We start from the raw sequence: 19,157 nt of genomic DNA, 5'->3' as shown, positions 1-19,157 counted from the left end.
ACAGGTTTGCAGGCGCTGGACGACGATGACGCCCAGAGCGCGCCGCGCTCCGAGCCCCGCCGGGCACTGCTGCTGCTGAACCGGAAGGCGCGCAGCGGCAGCCAGCCGGTCGACGCGGCCCTCGGCGTCCTCGTGCGTGGAGGCCTCGCAGTCGAGGAGGTGAGCTGCACGAGCGCGGCCGATATGGGCAGGGTGATCCGCACGCGGGGGCCCGGACTCCATTGCGTGATCGTTGGCGGCGGCGACGGCACGCTGAACGGGGTCGCGAGCGCCCTGGTGGAGACACGCCTGCCGCTCGGCATCCTGCCTCTCGGGACCGCCAACGATCTCGCCCGCACGCTGGGCATCGGGCCGAACCTGGCGCAGGCGGCGCAGACCATCGTGGACGGCGCAGTTCGCGACATCGACCTCGGCGAGGTCAACGGCCATCTCTATTTCAATGTCGCATCGATCGGCTTCTCGGCCGAGCTGGCGCGCGAGTTGACCGCGAAAGCCAAGCGCCGCTGGGGCACGCTCGGCTATGCCTTCGCGAGCGCGCGGCTGCTCGCCCGCACCCGCCCGTTTACGGCCTTCATCGAGCATGACGGCGCGACCGAGCGGGTGAAGACCGTCCAGATCTCGGTTGGGAACGGCCGCCACTACGGCGGCGGCTTGACCGTTGATCAGAGCGCCGAGCCCGACGACGGCAAGCTCCACGTGTACAGCCTGGAAGTCGGGCATTGGTCGCGCCTTCTGGCGCTTGCGCCCGCCATGCGGCGCGGCACCCACGGCGCTCAGGACGACGTGCGGACCTTTGCGACCTCGGCCGTCACCATCCGGACCCGGCGCTCGCGCTCGGTCAACACGGACGGCGAACTCACCACGGCCACCCCGGCCGTGTTCCGCCTCATCCCGAAGGCCGTTCGCGTCTTCGCCCCACCCCCACCTCGAAGCCAAGCGGCCTGACCATGGACAGCATCATCGCCCTTGCGGGCCAGCCCGAAGCCTGGGCTGCGCTCGCGACCCTGATGGTCCTCGAGATCGTCCTCGGGATCGACAACCTGATCTTCCTGTCGATCCTGACCAACAAGCTGCCCGAGCATCAGCGGGCGAGCGCCCGCTATATCGGCCTCGGGCTCGCCCTGTTCATGCGCCTCGGGCTTCTCTTCACGATCACGATCATCATCGGGCTGACCAAGCCGGTGATCGAGATCCTGGGCAAGGGGTTCTCCTGGCGCGACATCATCCTGATCGGCGGCGGCCTGTTCCTGGTCTACAAAGCCACCCGCGAGATCCACGAAAGCGTCGATCCGCATGACGGCGAGGCCGGGGCCGGTGCGGTCGTGGCGAGCTATGCCAGCGTGATCGCCCAGATCGTGGTCATCGACCTCGTCTTCTCGCTCGACTCCATCATCACGGCCGTGGGCATGACCGAGCACCTGCCGATCATGGTGGTGTCCGTGCTGTTCGCCATCATCGTCATGATCATCGCGGCGGGTCCGCTCGCCAACTTCATCAAGAAGAACCCGACCATCGTCATGCTGGCCCTGAGCTTCCTTCTGATGATCGGCATGGTGCTGATCGCGGATGGTTTCGGCTTCCATGTGCCCAAGGGCTACATCTATGCCGCCATGGCCTTCTCGGTCGCGGTCGAGGCGCTCAACATGCTGGTGCGCCGGTCCAACGACCCGCCGCACCTGCGCAAGCAGGCCCAGGACGGCACGGCCCCGATCACCCAGCGGGCCAGGGACGAGATCGCCAGCGATGCGGGGCGCTGACCTCGGCCCCCACAGGACGGGTGCTGTGCGCCGCCGCCCGGCGCCGCGCAGACCGGCGGCGGCCCGCGTAGAGCGCGGGCCAGCTGCTTAGAGGCGGCGGCCGCTCGCGACGTCGAACAGGTGCGTCGCCGCAGGGTCGACCGCGAGTTCGATCGTCCCTTCCGGCGGGATCGCCCCCGTGGGAACCTGGACGGTTGCCGGGGCGGCGGCGATCCGGCCATGGACGAGCTGTGTCGCGCCGAGCTCCTCCACGAACTCGATGTGCATGGCCAGCGCCCCGGCCTGCCCACGGGGCACGAGCCGCAGATCCTCCGGCCGGATGCCGAGCTCGACCTGGGTGTCCGGGGCCGCCGCAGGCGGGGTCGCGATCCTGATGGGTCGCTCGTCGAGCATGATCGTGCCGGGCTCCCGGCCGATCCGGCCAGGCAGGAAGTTCATCGCCGGCGAGCCCAGGAACCCCGCCACGAACCGGGTCTGCGGGCGGCGGTAGAGCTCGATCGGAGTCCCAATCTGCTCCACCTGGCCAGCATTCATGACCACCAGCACGTCGGACAGCGTCATGGCTTCGATCTGGTCGTGGGTGACATAAACCGAGGTGACGCCGAGCGAGCGCTGAAGCCGCTTGATCTCCACGCGCATCTGCACGCGCAGCTTGGCGTCGAGGTTCGAGAGCGGCTCGTCGAACAGGAAGACCTGCGGTTTGCGGACAATGGCCCGGCCCATGGCGACGCGCTGGCGCTGGCCGCCCGAGAGCGCCCTGGGCTTCCGGTCGAGATACGGCTCGATGGCCAGAATGCGGGCGGCTTCGCGCACGCGTTCGTCGATTTCCGGCTTAGGCGTGCGCCGGTTGCGGAGCCCGTAGGCCATGTTGTCGTAGACGCTCATGTGCGGGTAGAGCGCGTAGTTCTGGAACACCATGGCGATGTCCCGGTCGGCCGGCTCCACGTCGTTCACGACCCGGCCGCCGATGCCGACCGTGCCGGCCGAGATCGTCTCGAGCCCGGCGATCATCCGCAGCAGGGTGGACTTGCCGCAGCCCGAGGGGCCGACCAGCACGCAAAAGGAGCCATCGGGAACGTCGAAGGATACATTTCGCACGGCCTGGACGCCGCCATGGTAGATCTTTGAGACGCCCTCGAGGGTGACAGCAGCCATTACTTTTCCGTCTCAACAAGCCCACGCACGAAGAGCTTCTGCATGAGCACAACCACCGCCACGGGGGGCAGCATGGCGAGAACCGCGGTCGCCATGACGACCTGCCACTCCGTCAGCGCGTCGGAGGTGACGATCATCTTTTTGATGCCGATGACGATCGTCTGCATGTCGTCGCGCGTGGTGATCAGCAACGGCCAGAGGTACTGGTTCCAGCCGTAGATGAAGAGGATCACGAACAGCGCTGCCATGTTGGTGCGGGATAGGGGCAGGAGGGTGTCGAAGAAGAACCGGAATGGTCCGGCGCCATCGATCTTCGAGGCCTCGACCAGCTCGTCCGGGATCGTCATGAAGAACTGGCGGAACAGCAGCGTTGCAGTGGCGGAGGCAATCAGCGGCAGGGTCAGCCCGGCCATGGAATCGAGCAGCCCGAGATCGGCCGCCACCTTGTAGGTCGGGTAGATGCGGACCTCGACCGGCAGCATCAGGGTGACGAAGATCATCCAGAAGGCCGCCCTCCGGAACGGGAAGCGGAAATAGACGACCGCATAGGCCGACAGGATGGAGATCGCGATCTTTCCGAGCGCGATCAGCATGGCCATCGTGAACGAGTTCAAGAGCATCGTGCCGACCGGCTCGCGCGTCGTGCGGCTGCCGCCCGTGAAGATGGTCCGGTAATAGGTGTCGAAGGCTTCCCGGCCGGGCGTCAGGGGCATCTGCCCGTTGGCGATCACGGCCGTCTCGTGGGTCGAGCCGATCACGGCGAGATAGACGGGAAAGGCCACGATCGCGACGCCGGTGAGCAGCACGGCATGCGGGATGATTCGCGAGAAAGCAGTCTGGCGCTCGACCATCAATAGGTGACCTTGCGCTCGACGAACCGGAACTGGACCGCCGTCAGCGAGATGACGATGAACATCAGGATCACAGATTGGGCGGCCGATCCGCCGAGGTCGCCGCCGAGCCGGCCGTCGGCATAGACCTTGTAGACGAGCGTCTCGGTCGCCTTGGCCGGTCCACCGCCGGTCATCGTGTCGATGGTGCCGAAGGTGTCGAAGAAGGCGTAGACGATGTTGACGATGACCAGAAAGAAGGTCGTCGGCGACAGGAGCGGCAGGATGATGGTCCAGAAGCGCCGCCAGCGGCGGGCGCCGTCGATCGCGGCGGCCTCGATCACGCTTTTCGGGATGGCTTGCAGCCCGGCCAGGAAGAACAGGAAGTTGTAGGAGATCTGTTTCCAGGCCGAGGCGAGCACCACCTGCGTCATGGCGTGGTTGCCGTTGAGGCGCGGGTTCCAGTCGATGCCGAGCGGCCGCATGGCCCTGGAAATCATGCCCAGCGAAGGGTCGAGCATGAAGATCCACAACACGCCGGCCACTGCGGGCGCGACCGCATAGGGCCAGATCAGCAGGGTCCGGTATCCGGTCGCGCCCTTGATCTCCCGATCGGCCATGGCGGCGAGCAGGAGGGCCACGGACAGCGACACGGCCGTGACGGCGGTGGAGAAGATCACCGTCGTGGCGAGGGTTCGATAATAGCTCGGATCCGAGAACAGCTGCTTGTAATTCTCGAACCAGACGAACTCCGTCGAGAGGCCGAACGCGTCCTGCACCAGGAACGAGTGCTGCACGGCCTGGGCGGCGGGCCAGTAAAAGAAGATCAGCGTAACCGCGATCTGCGGCGCCAGCAGCCCGTAGGGCAGGACCCGGTTGCCGAAGACGGCCCGCTTTTCCACCTAGCCTCTCCCCGCCGGAACGGGGAGAGCTGCGGACCCGCCCCTCAACGCGTCACCGTCCGCTCGAATTGCCGGAGCATCTGGTTGCCGCGCGTCACGGCCGCGTCGAGCGCCTCCTTGGCGGGCTTCTGCCCGGCCAGCGCCGATTCCATCTCCTCGGCCCAGACGTCCCGGAGTTGCACCATGTTGCCGAGCCGCAGACCCCGCGAGTTTTCGGTCGGCTCCTTGCTCGTGAGCTCGATCAGCGCGGTCTGGAGAGACGGGTTCTTGTCGTAGAAGCCGGACGCCTTGGTCTTGTCGTAGGCAGCGCGGGTGATCGGCAGATAGCCCGAATCCTGATGCAGCCGGGCCTGCCGGTCGGTGTCGGACAGGAAGCTGAAGAACTTGGCGATGGCCGTGTATTCGGCCGCGCTCTTGCCGCCCATGACCCACAGCGAGGCGCCGCCGATGATGGAGTTCTGCGGCGCGCCCGCCACATCAGGGTAATAGGGCATCGGCACCGCGGCCCAGTCGAATTTCGCGTTCCCCTTCACGTTGCCGTAGAAGCCGGACGACGTGAGGAAGATGGGGCATTCGCCCGATGTGAAGCGACCCTCGCCGGCGTTTGTGCGGCCGGAATAGTCGTAGGTCTTGTCCTTCTGCAGCTCGACCAGAGTCTGCAGGTGCTTGACCTGGACCGGCCCGTTGAACTGAAGGACGGTGTCGAAGCCGTCGAGGCCGTTCGCCTTGCTGGACAGCGGCAGGTTGTGCCAGGCCGAAAGCTGCTCGATATTGGCCCAGGTGGCCCAGGCATTGGAAAAGCCGCAGGTCGGATTGCTGGAGGCCTTCAGCTTCTTGGCCGCCTCGAACACCTCCGGCCAGGTCTTCGGCGGCTGGTCGGCGTCAAGGCCGGCCTTCCGGAGCGCGTCCTTGTTGATCCACATCACCATGGACGATGAATTGAAGGGAAAGGAGAGCATCTCGCCCTTGGCGGTCGAGTAGTAGCCGGTGATCGCCGGCAGGTAGCTCTTCGGGTCGAACGGCTCCTTTGCCTCGGCCATGAGCTGGTAGACCGGTTTCACGGCGCCGCGCGCCGACATCATGGTCGCCGTGCCGACCTCGAAGACCTGCAGGATATGCGGCGCGTTGCCGGCCCGGAACGCCGCGATCCCGGCATTCATGGTGTCCGGGTAGCTGCCCTTGTAGGAGGGCACCACCTTGAACTCGGTTTGGGAGGCGTTGAACTCGTTCGCGAGGCGGACGACCACGTCGTTGTTGCCGCCCGTCATGGCGTGCCACCACTGGATTTCCGTCTGCGCGGTCGCCGCACTGGCCGCGACGGACGCGGCAAGACAGAGGGCGGTGCGTGCCAAGCGTCTCATGATGCTCTCCCTTCCCGTGGCGGAAGCCTCGTGGGCCCCCCTCCTAGGTTGCGGGCACGATGGCCGGACGACGTCCGCATGACAAGACGATGACGCTTGCCCGGGCGGCGACCTTCGTCAGATCACGTTGCGCTCCAGCAGGGGCCGGGCCGCCGCGATGCGGTCGAACCCGAGCGGGCGGAGGTCCAGCGTGGTCGGCCGGCCGTGCAGGATCCATTCGGCAAGGCCGCGCCCCACGCCCGGGGCATGCTGCAGCCCGTGACCCGAGAAGCCGTTGCAGAGGTAGAGATTGGCCACCGAGCCTGCGGGACCGAGGACCGCGTTGTGGTCCAGGAGGTTCATGTCGTAGGGCCCGGTCCAGGCTCGCCCGGGCTTGATCTCGGCCAGCGCCGGAATGCGCGCGGCCAGCGCCGGCCACACCATCTCCTCGAACAGGGACCACTCGACCTCCTGCGTGGCCGGATCGTCGTCGAGCCAATCGGGATCGGTCTCGGGCGGCGGGGACCAGCCGGCGATGAACACCTGGCCGCCCGGCCCCGCCCGGCCTTCGGGCCTCATCCAGACGCCGCCCGTGTCGATCAGCAAGGGGGCCCCGGCGAGCGGGGTGCGGCACGTGAAGCTGAACACCGAGCGCCGTTTCGCCTGCACGGGAAGGCTGACCCCGGCCATGGCGGCGACCCGGGGGCCGTTGCTGCCGGCACAATTCACGACAGCCCCGCAGGCGATGCGCTCGCCATCGGCAAGCCGCAGCCCCGTGACCCGATCGCCGTGGAGGTCGAGCCCCGCCACTTCACCGGTCCGGTAATCGGCCCCGAGCCGGCGCGCCTTGCGGCGGAAGGCCTGCAGCAGGGCCCAGCCGTCGAACCAGCCTTCGCCGCTGCGACCCCAGCTGGCGAGGGCGACGCCGTGGGCGGCGAGCCAGGGAAAACGGCGGTGGAGCGCCTCCGGGTCGAGCAGCAGGATGTCCGCCCCCTCCTGGCTCTGAACCGCGTGGTTCTGGCGCAAGATTCCGGCCGCAGCCTCGCCCGCGAGGTACAGGTAGCCGCCCTCGTGCAGGTCGATCCGGGGCTCCTCGCCGTCGACCTCGAGATGCCGGCCGACCTCGCGCAGGAACGAGATTCCGTGCAGCGAGAGCTGGACGTTCACGGGCTGCGAATATTGCTGCCGGATGGAGGCGGCCGAGAGGGCTGAGGCGGCGAGCCGGTAGGTCGGGTCCTTCTCGATCACGACCACCCGGCCGCGAAAGCCGGGATCGGCGAGAAGGTGGCAGGCCACCGACGAGCCGGTGGCGCCGCCGCCGACCACCGCGACGTCGTAGCCTGCCATCACACGCCTGCGGCCGGGGGCAACCGGCGCCGCGCGATGCGCTTGTGCAGGTGGACCATCAGGGCAATGCCGAAGATCGGTGTGGCGAGATTCAGGACCGGCACCAGCATCAGTGCGGCCAGCACGGCGCCTCCCGCCATCACGGTGAGGCGGTGCTCGCGGCGCAGGCGGGCGGCTTCCTCGACGGGCCGGAAGCGGGACGCCGCCATCTCGAAATACTCGCGTCCGAGCAGGTAGGAATTGGCCAGGAAGAAGGCCCCGATATTGACGACCGGGATAAAGAACAGGGCCAGGGCGCCGAGGTTGAGGAGCAGCGCCAAGAGCGCGAAGCGCAGGCCGAAGCCGACGGAGGCGCCGGGCGACATCGGCGCCCCCGGCGCATCGGCCGGGAAGTCGGTCCGCTCGACTCTCTCCGCGGCGCTGTCCACGAAGAAGCCGCCGACCAGGGCCGAGATGGCCGGCAGGAAGTAGACCAGCGCGATCAGGAGCCCGGCGCCGGTCATGAAGTAGACGAAGCCGTCGATCACGGGGTAGTCGCGGCTGAGGGGGTATGTCTCCAGCAGGTAGCCGAAGCCCTTGGTCAGCACGCCCCAGACCAGCAGGATCAGCACCAGCGTCAGTCCGATGGATCGGAGAACGAGTCGGCGCAGGTCTGGCGACAGCACCTGGCGCAAGGCCGCGAAGGCAGACAGGGGGATCATCGCCGCTTCCTTTACGGCGAAATCGTCGCCATGGAAGCAGCCCGCTGGTCCGGCCGGGCGCCGGGCCGTCTCGCCGACACGGAGTTTGCCCGGCCGTGAGCCTCGTTGCGCCCATCTTCCGCGCCGTCCAGGCACCCGCGACCCGGGTGGACGTGGCCATCGTCGGGGCCGGGGCTGCCGGGGTCGCTGCCGCCCGCCATTGCCTCGCGGCGGGCCTGAGCGTCGCCGTGCTGGAAAGTCGGGACCGGGTGGGCGGACGGGCGGTCACGGCATCCTTCGCCGGGCACGCCGTCGATCTCGGCGCCCATTGGCTGCATGCCGGAAGCGTCAATCCCCTGGTGCGCCTCGGCCGGGAGCGCGGCGAGGCGATTTGGCGCGCTCCGCGCGAAACCGTTGCCGTGCTGGACGGCCGGGTCCGGGGCCGGACGGAGCGGCGTCGGCACGGACAGGCCTTCGCCCGAGCCGACCGGGCCTTTGCGGAGGCGGCGCGGGACGCCACGGACCGAAGCCTCGCCTCGGCCCTGCCGCTGCTCGGCCGGTGGCGCGACCCGGCTGCGGCGACCTTTGCCCTGATCAGCGGCCGTCCCTTGGACGAGGTCAGCGTCAAGGATTTCCCGAGCGACGAGTTCGGCGACAACCACTTCATTCGCGGCGGCTACGGCAGCTATCTGGCCCGCCTCGCCTGCGGGCTGCCGGTGGCCCTCGGCACGCCCGTCTCCGCCGTCGAGCTCACCGGCGCAGGCGTGCAGATCCAGAGCGGGCGGGGCGTCACCCAGGCGCGCGCGGCGATCGTGACCGCCCCGGTCGCCGTGCTGGCCGCGGGCGTGATCCGGTTCGCACCCGCTCTGCCGGCCGATCTCGCGGAGGCTATCGCCTCCTTCCTGCCCGGGACCTACGAGCACGTGGTTCTGAACTGGCCCGACGCGCCTTTTCGCGCCCCTGACCGGCTCGCCAAGCTCGTCTCGCGCCGCGGCAGCGTCGGCATGCTCACCCGCATCGACGGATCCCCCTACCACTACCTCGAACTCGACCACGCCCGTGTCCTGGGCGCACGCAGGCGTGCCGGCGGGCTCGGCTCCCTGGCCCGCAGCATCCTGGCCGAGCAGTTCGGGCCAGGGTCGCTACGCCGCATGCGCGTGGTCACGGCCACCGACTGGACGGGCGACCCCTGGGCGCGCGCAGCCTGGGCGGTGGCTCCCCCCGGTCGGGCGCCGGCACGGCGCCGGCTGCGCGTGCCGGTGGAGGGCCGGATCTGGTTCGCCGGCGAGGCGGCCGACCCGGCGATGTGGGGCACGGTTGGGGGTGCCTGGGCATCCGGGTCCGACGCCGCCGCGGAGGTGGTCGCCTCCCTCAGGCCCGGGTCCTGATCGGCGCGCGCGGCCGTCCAGGATCACGCGAGTTCCCAAGCTGAGGCAAAGATCCTAAGCCGCAGCCGCGGAATCGCGGAGGACGGCAATGTCGGGTCACGGTCACGGTATGACGGAGGGGTCGAACAAGAAGGTCGCGCTGCTGATCTCGGTTCTGGCGCTGTTTCTCGCCCTCGGTGAGACCCTCGCGAAAAGCGCGCAGACGAGCGCCCTGGCCGACAACATCGAGGCCTCGAACCTGTGGGCCTTCTTTCAGGCCAAGACCGTGCGGATGACGGTGGTCAGGACGGCCGCCGAGAGCGCCGAATTACAGCGCGGGACCGCGCCCGAGGGCGCCGCAGAGGAGGTGTACCGCAAGCGCGTCGACAACTGGACCAAGACCGCGGCCCGCTGGGATTCGGAGCCCGAGACGGGGGAGGGCCGCAAGGAGCTGTCGGCTCGGGCCAAACAGGCGGAGACCCGCTCCGCGACGGCGCTCGCCAAGTACCATCACTTCGAACTCGGCTCCGCCGCCTTCCAGATCGCCATCGTGCTCGCCTCGGCCATGCTGATCACGGGCGTGGCCGCACTGGCCTGGGCGGGCGTGGCCCTCGGCGTGCTCGGCATCGGCATGGTGGCGATCGGCTTGTTCGCGCCCCACGCGGTCCACCTGTTCTGACCGGCCGGTGCTGACCTTCGCGATCGGGGACGTTCACGGCTGCCTCGACCTCCTGGTCGATCTCCTCGGCCAGATCGAGCGGGAGGCCGCCGGCGGCCCGCGGCGAGTGGTGCTGCTGGGTGACCTGATCGACCGGGGCCCGGACAGTGCCGGCGTGATCCGCCTCGTGCGGTCACGGCAGGCAGAGGACCCGGACAGCCTCATCTGCCTCAAGGGAAACCACGAGGACCTGCTGCTCCGCGCCGCCCGGACCGAGGCCACGGCCGCGCTCTGGCTGGCCAATGGCGGCGCCGAGACCCTCGCCTCATTCGGGGCGGCGGGCCCGGAGGGCATTCCGGCGGACGTGGTCGCCTGGATCGCGTCCTGCCCAACGGTCTACGAGGACGCGTGGCGCTGCTTTGTCCATGCCGGGCTGAACCCGGCCGTCGGTCGGAGCGAGCAGACAGACGCGGACCGGCTCTGGATCCGCGACGTGTTTCTCCGGTCCGACCACGATTTCGGACGCTACGTCGTGCACGGCCACACGCCGGTGCGGAGCGGCAGCCCGGACGTGAGGCCGACGCGCGTGAACATCGACACGGGCGCCTGTTTCGGCGGCCCGCTGACGGCGGCCGTGTTCCGCGAGGGCGCGCCGTCCCCCGCCGGCTTTCTCCAGGCGCGGGCGCGGCTCGGCTAGGCGGCCCGACCCCAGGCCCGGAAGGAGAACGACCGATCCCGCTTGCGGCGCCGCTCCTCGAATTGTTCGCGCAGCGTCGCGATCACCCGCGGGTTCAAGATGTCGCCGTCACGGGTGATGATCCAGGCATGATCCGCGTCGCCTTCGCCGGCCGCCTTCAGGGCGTCGTCGAGGGTCGGATACACGGCCTCTTCTTCCGAGCCGTCTTCGGCCGGCCAGAAGAACAGCTTCGCGGGCGCGGCCCAGTCGTACGTCAGCTTCATCCGCAGCTCCTCACGCAACGCCGGTCGAGGGTCGCAGTAAGACCTACGCAAGGTTATCGCCGGGCTAACAAACGGCTTGCGGGGAGGCGAATGGCCCTCGGCAAGGAGGTCGCACCGGGTCCGTCCAGGCCATGACCGTTGGGGGCGGGGACGCAGGGCGGTCCCGTGCGATTGGTGCCCCTGGCCGGAATCGAACCAGCACTTCCTTGCGGAAACCTGATTTTGAGTCAGGCGCGTCTACCAATTCCGCCACAGGGGCCCGCGGCGCGCGTACCATCCGGCGCGGCCGGGATCAACGGGCCCGTGCGGGGAGCAGGGGCCCAGGCTGGCGCCGGAGCGGCCGCCATGCTCAAAGCCGCCGGCGGGAGCCGCCCGCGCCGTGACGCCGGACCATGCTGCGACCACTCTATAACTGGGTGCTGGACCTTTCGAGCCGCCGCTCGGCGCCCTACGCGCTGGGGGCCGTCTCGTTCACCGAAAGCTCCTTTTTCCCCATTCCGCCCGACGTGATGCTGGTGCCGATGGCCCTGGCCCGGCCGGAGCGGGCCTGGTTCTATGCCGGCATCACCACGGTGACCTCGGTGCTGGGCGGCCTGCTCGGCTACGCCATCGGCGCCTTTCTGTACGATTCGGTCGGCCAGTGGCTGTTTTCGCTGTACGGGCTCGACACGGGCGCGGAGGCGTTCCGCGTCGCCTATGCCCAATATGGCCACTGGATCATCCTCCTGAAGGGCCTGACGCCGATCCCGTACAAGCTCGTGACCATCACCTCGGGCTTCGCCGGCTACGACCTGTTCTGGTTCACCGTCCTGTCCATCGTGACGCGGGGTGCGCGCTTCGCGGTGCTGGCGGCGCTGCTGGGCCGCTACGGCCCGGCCATCCGGGGCATCCTGGATCGCCATCTCGGGCTCGTGGCGGCGATCCTCGTGGTCATTGTGCTGGCCGGGTTTGCGGCCCTGAAATTCATCTACTGACGTCATGAGGGCGGCCACCGACCTGACACGGCTCCCGGCGCTGCTGATTCTCGGGCTCGCGGCGGCCGCGCTCGGCAGCGCGCTTGTCTCGCAGCACGTCTTTGGGCTGCTGCCCTGCAAGCTCTGCCTCGTGCAGCGCTGGCCCTATTACGTGGCGATCCCGCTCGCGGCCGTCACCGCGCTCCTGCCGCCCGGCCGCCGGCGGCGCCTCGGCTTCGGGCTCCTGGCGCTCGTCTTCCTGGTGAGCGCCGGGCTCGGCCTGCACCATGCCGGGGTGGAATGGGGCTGGTGGCCGGGGCCCACCGATTGCGGCGGCGGAATGGGGGCCGCATCGGGTGCGGTCGGCGACTTCCTGAAGGAGCTCGAGACGGCCCGGGTGGTGAGCTGCACCGAGGCGGCGCTGCGCGTGCTGGGCCTCTCCATGGCGGGCTGGAACGCCCTTGTGTCGCTCGCGCTGGCGGCGCTGGCCGCCCGGCTCGGCGCTGCCCGCTGACGCAGCCGCCCGGCCTCAGGGTTCGAGTTCGCTGTCCCAGTACAGGTAGTCGAGCCAGCTCTCGTGCAGGAAGTTTGGCGGAAACAGCCGCCCGTTCCGGTGCAGGTCCTGCAGGCTGGGCGCGAACGGCATCTGCCGCGGCCACATCTCGACGTCGCGGGGGAGGTGGTCGCCCTTGCGGAGATTGCAGGGCGAGCAGGCCGCGACGACGTTTTCCCAGGTGGTGAGCCCGCCCTTCGAGCGCGGGATCAGATGGTCGAAGGTCAGGTCCTCGCGCGCCCCGCAATATTGGCAGGTGAAGCGGTCGCGGAGGAACACGTTGAAGCGCGTGAACGCCGGGTTGCGGGTCGGCTGGACGTAGGTCTTGAGGCAGACCACCGAGGGCAGTCGCATCTCGAACGACGGCGACCGCACGGTCGTGTCGTATTCCGACACGATGTTCACCCGATCAAGGAACACCGCCTTGATCGCGTCCTGCCAGCACCAGACCGACAGGGGATAGTAGCTCAGCGGACGGTAATCCGCGTTGAGGACCAGCGCCGGGCAGGATTCGGCCCGGGGGGGTTGAACGTGAACCGTCACCTCACCTCCTCCGACTGGATGAGGGCTGCAGGGCTCGCACAGGCCCTTATGTTACCGGTTCCGGGGCGGTGTTGTGAAGCGGCGGCGCCGCAGGCGCGCACAGGGGCTTCCGCCGGACCTATGGGTGGCTGCCGGGGCACCGATTTGGCGCCGGGCCGCCCGCGGCAGCCCGTGACTGGGAGGTCTGGGAGGGGGTGCGAGACGCGTTCGGCCCGGGCGGACGGGCCGGGGGCGTCCGTCCTGGCCGGGCTCGCGAATCAGGACGAGCCGTGCGGAGCGCGGCCGAGGCCGCGGTCCGGCTAGCGCGTCGGGACCGGGTGCTCGCCGCGGTAATCGTAGAAGCCGCGCTTGGCCTTGCGGCCGAGCCAGCCGGCCTCGACATATTTCACCAGGAGAGGGCACGGGCGGTACTTGGTATCGGCCAGGCCGTCGTGGAGCACCTGCATCACCGACAGGCAGGTATCGAGCCCGATGAAATCCGCGAGCTGGAGCGGCCCCATCGGGTGATTGGCACCGAGCCGCATCGCGGTGTCGATGGAATCGACCGAACCGACGCCCTCGTAGAGGACGTAGATCGCCTCGTTGATCATCGGCAGGAGGATGCGGTTGACGATGAAGGCCGGGAAGTCCTCAGCCGTGGTCGTCGTCTTGCCGAGCTTGCCGATGAAGGCCTTGGCCGCCTCGAAGGTCGGATCCTCGGTTGCGATGCCGCGGATCAGCTCGACAAGCTGCATCACCGGCACCGGGTTCATGAAGTGGATGCCGATGAAGCGCTCGGGACGGTCCGTCGCGGCGGCGAGCCGCGTGATCGAGATTGACGAGGTGTTGGTCGCCAAAATCGTATGCGGCGACAGCGCAGGGCAGAGCTCGACCAGGATCTTGCGCTTGACCTCCTCGTTCTCGGTCGCGGCCTCGATCACGAGGTCGCACTCGGCGAGACCCGCCTTGTCGACCGCCGGCCGGATGCGGCCGAGCGCGGCCTTGCGGTCATCGTCGCCGATGGCCCCCTTGGCGACCTGACGGGCGAGGTTCCCGTTGATGGTCGCCAGCCCCTGCCGGATGCGATCCTCGGTGACGTCGTTGAGGCGCACCTCCAGGCCGGCGAGGGCGCAGACATGGGCAATGCCATTGCCCATCTGCCCAGCCCCGACGACGCCGACCGTCCTGATGTCAGTGGCCATGGAGTGTCGCGTTCTTCCGGCGAGAGGAGAACCAGGGAGCGGTCAAGGCTTCGCCTTGCCGAGTTCCTGGTCGAGTTCGGGCAGGAGCTTGAAGAGGTCGCCGACCAGGCCGTAATCGGCGACCTGGAAAATCGGCGCCTCCTCGTCCTTGTTGATGGCGACGATCACCTTCGAGTCCTTCATGCCGGCCAGGTGCTGGATGGCGCCCGAGATGCCGACCGCGATGTAGAGGTCCGGCGCGACGACCTTCCCGGTCTGCCCGACCTGCCAGTCATTCGGCGCGTAACCGGCATCCACGGCCGCCCGTGAGGCGCCCATGGCGGCGCCGAGCTTGTCGGCGATCGGCTCGATATACTGCTTGAACGCCTCGGTGGAGCCGAGCGAGCGGCCACCTGAAATGATGATCTTGGCAGCCGTCAGCTCCGGCCGATCAAGCTTCACGATCTCCTCGCCCTTGAAGGTCGAGAGCCCCTGATCCTCGGCGGCCTGCACCGCCTCGACCGGCGCGCCCCCGCCGTCGCCGGCGGCCTGAAACACGCTGGTCCGGACCGTCATCACCTTCTTGGCGTCGGTCGCCTGCACCGTCTGGATGGCGTTGCCGGCATAGATCGGCCGCTCGAACGTGTCGGGCGAGACGACTTTGGTGACGTCGGAGATCTGCATCACGTCGAGCAGCGCGGCGACGCGCGGCAGGACGTTCTTGCCGGTGGTGGTGGCCGGCGCCACGATGGCGTCGTAGGGGCCGGCCAGCGAGACGATCAGGGCGGCCAGCGGCTCGGCCAGCAGGTGCTGGTAGCGGGCGTCCTCGGCCGACAGAACCTTGGCCACGCCGTCGAGCTTGGCGGCCGATTGGGCGGCGGCCGCGGGGCCGGCCACGAGGACATGGACAGGCGCGCCGAGCGCCTTGGCGGCGGTCAGGGCCTTGCGGGTGCCGTCGGAGACGGAGGATCCGTCGTGGTCGGCGATCAGGAGCGTCGTCATGGAAATCTACCTTCGACCCGGAGTCAGATCACAGCCGCTTCGTTCTTCAGCTTGTCCACGAGCTCGGCGACGCTGCCGACCTTCTTGCCGGCCTGCCGCCCGCTCGGCTCCACGGTCTTGATCACCTTGAGGCGGGGAGCCGCATCGACGCCCAGATCGGCCGCGCTCATCTCGGCGATCGGCTTCTTCTTGGCTTTCATGATGTTGGGGAGAGAGGCGTAGCGCGGCTCGTTGAGGCGCAGGTCCGTCGTCACCACGGCCGGAAGCCGCAGCGTCAGCGTCTGCAAGCCGCCATCGACTTCGCGCGTGACATCCACCGAGCCTTCGCCGATCTCGATCTTGGACGCGAAGGTGCCCTGCGGCCAGCCGAGCAGGGCGGCCAGCATCTGGCCGGTCTGGTTGGCGTCGTCGTCGATGGCCTGCTTGCCCAGAATCACCAGATCCGGGCTCTCCTGGGCGACAATCGCCTTCAGGATCTTGGCCACGGCCAGCGGCTCCACGATGCCGTCCACCTTCACCAGGATGCCGCGGTCGGCGCCCATGGCGAGCGCGGTGCGGATCGTCTCCTGGGCCTGCTGCGGGCCGATCGACACCGCGATGATCTCGGTCGCCTTGCCCTTTTCACGAAGCCGGATCGCCTCCTCGACGGCGATCTCGTCGAAGGGATTCATCGACATCTTGACGTTGGCGAGCTCGACGCCCGATCCGTCCGGCTTCACCCGGACCTTCACGTTGTAATCGATCACCCGTTTCACGGGTACGAGGACCTTCATCGAGCTCTGTCCTGGATGCGGGCCGGCCGAGCATGGTGGCCGACGGTGGGCGTCAGCGCCCTCAAAGCATGGAGGGGCGGAACGGTAAAGACGCGCCTTGTCTTTTGCAATGCGAGCCGATCAGCGGTTCTGGCCGGGCACCCACAGCACGTCGGTCGCGCCGCGGCCGTTGACGTGGCGCGCGGCCACGAACAGGTGGTCCGAGAGGCGGTTCAGGTACTTCAGGGCGGGGGGCGAGACCTGCTCCTCCGGGCGCTCCATCAGGGCCACCAAGAGACGCTCGGCCCGCCGGCAGATGGTGCGGGCGAGGTGCAGGTGCGCCGCGGCCGCTGTGCCGCCGGGAAGCACGAACGAGCGCAGCGGCGCGATGTCGGCGTTCATGCCGTCAATCTCCCGCTCCAGCCGATCCACCTGGGCGGCCACGATGCGCAGCGCCTCCCGCTTCGGCTCAGCCTCGGAGGCCGGCGTCGCCAGGTCGGCCCCGAGATCGAACAGGTCGTTCTGGATGCGGCCCAGCATGGCGTCCGTGTCCGGATCGGCGGCGAGGTGCAGGCGGGCGAGCCCAATCGCGGCATTCGTCTCGTCGACGGTGCCGTAGGTCTCGATCCGCAGGTCGTGCTTGGGCCGGCGCTGGCCATCGGCGAGCTGGGTGCGGCCGCCGTCTCCAGCCCGGGTGTAGATGCGGTTCAGCGCGACCATCGGGGCTCCGTCGACTCGTGGGCTCGCCCCGATCGCGCGCCGGCGCCCGGGGGGATCAGGACGACGAGGACTTAGCCCAGATCACCAGCATGATCACCACGATGGCCACGAATTGCAGCATCACGCGGGCCCGCATGAGCTTCTGCGAGCGCTGCGGCGAGCCGCCCCGCATCATGTTCAGGAGGCCGAGCAGGAGCACGGTCGCCACGATCAGGATGGCGACGACGACGAGGACGTTCGAGAGGGTCATGGGGCTCGGAAGGGTGCTCAGTTCCGGCGCAGAAGGCGCTCGAAATATTCGAGTTCCTCGCGGGGGCGGGTCGGATCGCCGAGCTTGCGGCGCAGCTCGTCGAGGATTCGGCGGGCGCGCTCCACCGCGGATTCGTTGGCGCCCGGGATGCGGACGCGCCCGTCCGAGAAGTCGCGCGAGCGGGTCGGCCGGCCCAGGGGGTCGTCGCTGCGGGGGTCGTTCGAGGCGCGGCCCTGCGGGCTGCCGGGGCCGCCCGGCTCGCCCTCGCCCTGGCCCTCGTTCTGGCCCATCATCTGCTGCATCTGCTGGGCCATGCCCCGCATGCCGCGCTGCAGACCTTCGAGGGCGCGACCCTGGCTGTCCACGGCCTCGCCGTCGCGGCCGCGGCCGAGCTGGCCCTCCGCATCCCGCATCGCGCCTTCGGCCTCGCCGAATCCCTGCTCGCCCTGCATGCCCATGCCGCGCATGCGCCGCTGCATCTGTTCGAGCCGCTCCCGCAAGGCCTGCTGCCGGCGGCCGAGGCCCTCCCGTCCTTCGCCGCCCTGACCGTCCTGGCCGGATTCGGCCTGGTCCTGGCCCTCCTCGCCCTGGCCTTGCTGGCCTTGCTGACCCCGCTGGCCGCGCTGCCCCTGCTGCTGCCCCTGGCTGGGACTGCGGCCCGGCTGCATGCGCCGCTGCTGGCCTTCGCGATACGTCTCGTCCCGGAGCTGCTGCTGCTCGCGGACCATCTCGTCGAGCTCCTCCATCTGCCGGCTCATCTCGCGCGACATCGGATCGCTCATGCGGCTGTCGGGTCGGGCGGTGCGAAGGTTCTCGAGGATGGTCTTGAGCTGATCCAGCAGGCGCTGCGCCTCGGCCATGTCGCCGCGCCGCATGGCCTCCTGCATCTCCTGGACCATGCGGTTGAGGTCGTTCTGGGTGATGGTCCGCTCCGAACCGTTCGGCTCGCGTTCGGCGCTCTGGCGATCGCCCTTCATCTGCTCGGCGAATTCCCGCAGGAAGCGGTCCATGGCCCGACGCAATTCGTCGGTGAGCTGGGCGATCTCCTTCTCGCCGGCGCCGCGTTCCATCGCCTCGCGCAGCCGTTCCTGGGCCGCCCGCAGCTCGCGTTCCGCGTCCGACAGGTCGCCGTCCTCGATCTGCAGCGCCATGGCCCACAGCCACTCGGCGACGGCTGAGAGGTCCTCGTCAGTCCGGGCCTTCCGGAAGCGGTCCGCCGCGAAGCGCAGGCCGAGAAACACGCCCCATTCCGGCGTGAACTGCTCCGGCGCGATGAGGAGGGCGTCCAGCGCCAGCTGCACCGGCCTCGGGTTGTCGGGGTCGAGGATGATGTTGCGGCGCTGCTCCACCAGCGCCTTGGCGAGCGGCTTGGTGAAGGGCCGCTGCGGCAGCGTGAAATCCACCGCCGCGCTGCGACCTTCCTGCTCGGCCTCGTCCCGCACGGCAAGCGTGAGGCGAACCCTGGCTCCGGCCCACGGGTGCTCGGTGAGGTCGGCCGCCGTGCGGGCCTCCTCGCCGGCCCGGTGGTCGCCGGGGAGCTGAAGCGCCACGGTCGGCGCCGCCACGAGTGAGCGCCGCCCCTGTGCCACGTCGCGCCGCTCGACCAGGGCGGAGCCGGAGGCGAGCCCGTAATCGTCCCGTGCCTTGTAGCTGAACGTGAAGGTGCCGCGCGCATTCGCTTCCGGCGGGCTCACCAGCGTGATCTCGGGTGCGCGGTCCGGGATGGCCTCGACCGTGAGGCGCAGGCTGTTCCCGAGGCCGGTCCGGGCCGCAACGCCCGTGCTGACGACGAGCTCGCTCGACTGCGTCAGCCGGAAGCGCTGCTCGCGCAGCTCCGACTGGCCTGCGGCGCTCTGCGCCTCCGGCTTCCGATCCGTCGGGGCGGCCACCGGCTCGAGGCCCTTGCCGGGCGCCAGCGACGCCTCGCCGCGACCGGCCATCCGGACCACCACCACCGAGCCAACCGGCGCCTTGAGGCGCTGTTCCCCGGCCGCGAGGTCGATCATCAGCGGCGGCAGGCGGGTATAGAGGGGCGGGTCGATCCAGCCGTCGATGCGAAAGGCGGTGGCCGGCTCGGCCGCGCCGCGCCAGTCGAAGGCGGCGCCGAGGCGCGACCCCGTCTCGGGACCGGCCACAAACGCGCTGGCTGCGGCCGCCACAACGGCTGCCGCCCGCAGGGCGTGGCGGTCCCGCCGCGCCATGCCGGGCCGGGGAGGGGCGACGGTGAG

At 69.3% G+C, this 19,157-nt stretch carries 21 protein-coding genes and 1 tRNA gene; 7 read left to right on the top strand and 15 right to left on the bottom strand.

Annotated features, from left to right (window positions below; all coding sequences use genetic code 11):
• Positions 1–6 precede the first annotated feature (6 nt).
• Positions 7–945 (top strand): lipid kinase, encoded by a 939-nt coding sequence (locus tag JWR86_RS01550; RefSeq protein ID WP_299559756.1) that lies wholly within the window; start codon positions 7–9, stop codon positions 943–945.
• A gap of 2 nt (positions 946–947) precedes the next feature.
• A complete protein-coding gene (locus JWR86_RS01545; protein ID WP_299559753.1) occupies positions 948–1,757 on the top strand; it encodes a TerC family protein in 810 nt (269 codons plus the stop codon).
• An 87-nt stretch (positions 1,758–1,844) separates the two neighbouring features.
• On the opposite strand, the gene JWR86_RS01540 is transcribed toward JWR86_RS01545, so the two are convergent.
• The 6 genes from JWR86_RS01540 to JWR86_RS01515 all read right to left on the bottom strand — a co-directional run bounded on the left by JWR86_RS01540 (position 1,845) and on the right by JWR86_RS01515 (position 8,032).
• Positions 1,845–2,912 (bottom strand): ABC transporter ATP-binding protein, encoded by a 1,068-nt coding sequence (locus JWR86_RS01540; RefSeq protein ID WP_299559750.1) that lies wholly within the window; start codon positions 2,910–2,912, stop codon positions 1,845–1,847.
• Positions 2,912–3,763, bottom strand: coding sequence for a sn-glycerol-3-phosphate ABC transporter permease UgpE (gene ugpE, locus JWR86_RS01535; protein WP_299559747.1), 852 nt, complete (start codon positions 3,761–3,763; stop codon positions 2,912–2,914). The genes JWR86_RS01540 and ugpE overlap by 1 nt, the downstream gene beginning before the upstream one ends.
• Positions 3,763–4,644: a sn-glycerol-3-phosphate ABC transporter permease UgpA gene (ugpA, locus tag JWR86_RS01530; protein WP_299559744.1), complete on the bottom strand. Its 882-nt coding sequence runs from the start codon at positions 4,642–4,644 to the stop codon at positions 3,763–3,765. Before ugpA ends, ugpE begins: the two co-directional genes overlap by 1 nt.
• Before the next feature lie 44 nt (positions 4,645–4,688).
• On the bottom strand, positions 4,689–6,005 hold the full coding sequence (ugpB, locus tag JWR86_RS01525) for a sn-glycerol-3-phosphate ABC transporter substrate-binding protein UgpB (RefSeq protein WP_299559741.1): 1,317 nt from the start codon (positions 6,003–6,005) through the stop codon (positions 4,689–4,691).
• A gap of 117 nt (positions 6,006–6,122) precedes the next feature.
• Entirely contained in the window at positions 6,123–7,331 is a 1,209-nt protein-coding gene (locus JWR86_RS01520) for an FAD-binding oxidoreductase (protein WP_299559738.1), read from the bottom strand.
• Complete coding sequence (locus tag JWR86_RS01515) at positions 7,331–8,032, bottom strand: sulfate transporter family protein (protein WP_299559735.1); 702 nt, start codon at positions 8,030–8,032, stop codon at positions 7,331–7,333. Before JWR86_RS01515 ends, JWR86_RS01520 begins: the two co-directional genes overlap by 1 nt.
• Positions 8,033–8,127: 95 nt before the next feature.
• On the opposite strand from JWR86_RS01515, the gene JWR86_RS01510 reads away from it, so the two are divergent.
• From JWR86_RS01510 to JWR86_RS01500, 3 genes are all read left to right on the top strand, one after another.
• Complete coding sequence (locus JWR86_RS01510; protein ID WP_299559732.1) at positions 8,128–9,399, top strand: FAD-dependent oxidoreductase; 1,272 nt, start codon at positions 8,128–8,130, stop codon at positions 9,397–9,399.
• An 88-nt stretch (positions 9,400–9,487) separates the two neighbouring features.
• A complete protein-coding gene (locus JWR86_RS01505) occupies positions 9,488–10,057 on the top strand; it encodes a DUF4337 domain-containing protein (protein WP_299559729.1) in 570 nt (189 codons plus the stop codon).
• A 7-nt stretch (positions 10,058–10,064) separates the two neighbouring features.
• A complete protein-coding gene (locus tag JWR86_RS01500; RefSeq protein ID WP_299559726.1) occupies positions 10,065–10,733 on the top strand; it encodes a metallophosphoesterase family protein in 669 nt (222 codons plus the stop codon).
• On the opposite strand, the gene JWR86_RS01495 is transcribed toward JWR86_RS01500, so the two are convergent.
• Both JWR86_RS01495 and JWR86_RS01490 read right to left on the bottom strand, forming a co-directional pair.
• Positions 10,730–10,996: a hypothetical protein gene (locus JWR86_RS01495; RefSeq protein ID WP_299559723.1), complete on the bottom strand. Its 267-nt coding sequence runs from the start codon at positions 10,994–10,996 to the stop codon at positions 10,730–10,732. The genes JWR86_RS01500 and JWR86_RS01495 overlap by 4 nt on opposite strands.
• 172 nt (positions 10,997–11,168) lie before the next feature.
• Positions 11,169–11,255, bottom strand: a tRNA-Leu gene (locus JWR86_RS01490).
• A gap of 133 nt (positions 11,256–11,388) precedes the next feature.
• Here JWR86_RS01490 and JWR86_RS01485 point away from each other — a divergent pair.
• Together JWR86_RS01485 and JWR86_RS01480 are read left to right on the top strand one after the other, a co-directional pair.
• Positions 11,389–11,970, top strand: a complete 582-nt coding sequence (locus JWR86_RS01485; RefSeq protein ID WP_299559720.1) for a YqaA family protein — start codon at positions 11,389–11,391, stop codon at positions 11,968–11,970.
• A 4-nt stretch (positions 11,971–11,974) separates the two neighbouring features.
• A complete protein-coding gene (locus JWR86_RS01480) occupies positions 11,975–12,463 on the top strand; it encodes a disulfide bond formation protein B (protein WP_299559717.1) in 489 nt (162 codons plus the stop codon).
• A 15-nt stretch (positions 12,464–12,478) separates the two neighbouring features.
• Here JWR86_RS01480 and JWR86_RS01475 read toward each other — a convergent pair whose 3' ends face one another.
• The 7 genes from JWR86_RS01475 to JWR86_RS01445 form a co-directional block, all read right to left on the bottom strand.
• Positions 12,479–13,045, bottom strand: coding sequence for an HNH endonuclease (locus JWR86_RS01475; protein WP_299559714.1), 567 nt, complete (start codon positions 13,043–13,045; stop codon positions 12,479–12,481).
• Positions 13,046–13,344: 299 nt separating this feature from the next.
• Positions 13,345–14,226 (bottom strand): 3-hydroxybutyryl-CoA dehydrogenase, encoded by an 882-nt coding sequence (locus tag JWR86_RS01470; RefSeq protein WP_299559711.1) that lies wholly within the window; start codon positions 14,224–14,226, stop codon positions 13,345–13,347.
• A gap of 42 nt (positions 14,227–14,268) precedes the next feature.
• Complete coding sequence (locus JWR86_RS01465; RefSeq protein WP_299559708.1) at positions 14,269–15,207, bottom strand: electron transfer flavoprotein subunit alpha/FixB family protein; 939 nt, start codon at positions 15,205–15,207, stop codon at positions 14,269–14,271.
• 23 nt (positions 15,208–15,230) lie between these two features.
• Positions 15,231–15,980 (bottom strand): electron transfer flavoprotein subunit beta/FixA family protein, encoded by a 750-nt coding sequence (locus tag JWR86_RS01460; RefSeq protein ID WP_299559705.1) that lies wholly within the window; start codon positions 15,978–15,980, stop codon positions 15,231–15,233.
• A 120-nt stretch (positions 15,981–16,100) separates the two neighbouring features.
• Positions 16,101–16,679 carry a cob(I)yrinic acid a,c-diamide adenosyltransferase gene (locus JWR86_RS01455; protein ID WP_299559702.1) on the bottom strand — a complete coding sequence of 193 codons (579 nt, stop codon included), beginning with the start codon at positions 16,677–16,679 and terminating at the stop codon, positions 16,101–16,103.
• Positions 16,680–16,734: 55 nt separating this feature from the next.
• Entirely contained in the window at positions 16,735–16,929 is a 195-nt protein-coding gene (locus JWR86_RS01450) for a twin transmembrane helix small protein (protein ID WP_299559699.1), read from the bottom strand.
• 17 nt (positions 16,930–16,946) lie between these two features.
• Positions 16,947–19,157 (bottom strand): TIGR02302 family protein (locus JWR86_RS01445; RefSeq protein WP_299559696.1); only part of this gene is annotated, 2,211 nt, incomplete at its 5' end.

Source organism: Enterovirga sp., assembly GCF_028290205.1.
Taxonomy (GTDB): Bacteria; Pseudomonadota; Alphaproteobacteria; order Rhizobiales; family Beijerinckiaceae; genus Enterovirga.
The sequence above is the reverse complement of the archived record's forward strand: the minus strand, read 5'-3'. Positions and strand labels throughout refer to the sequence as shown.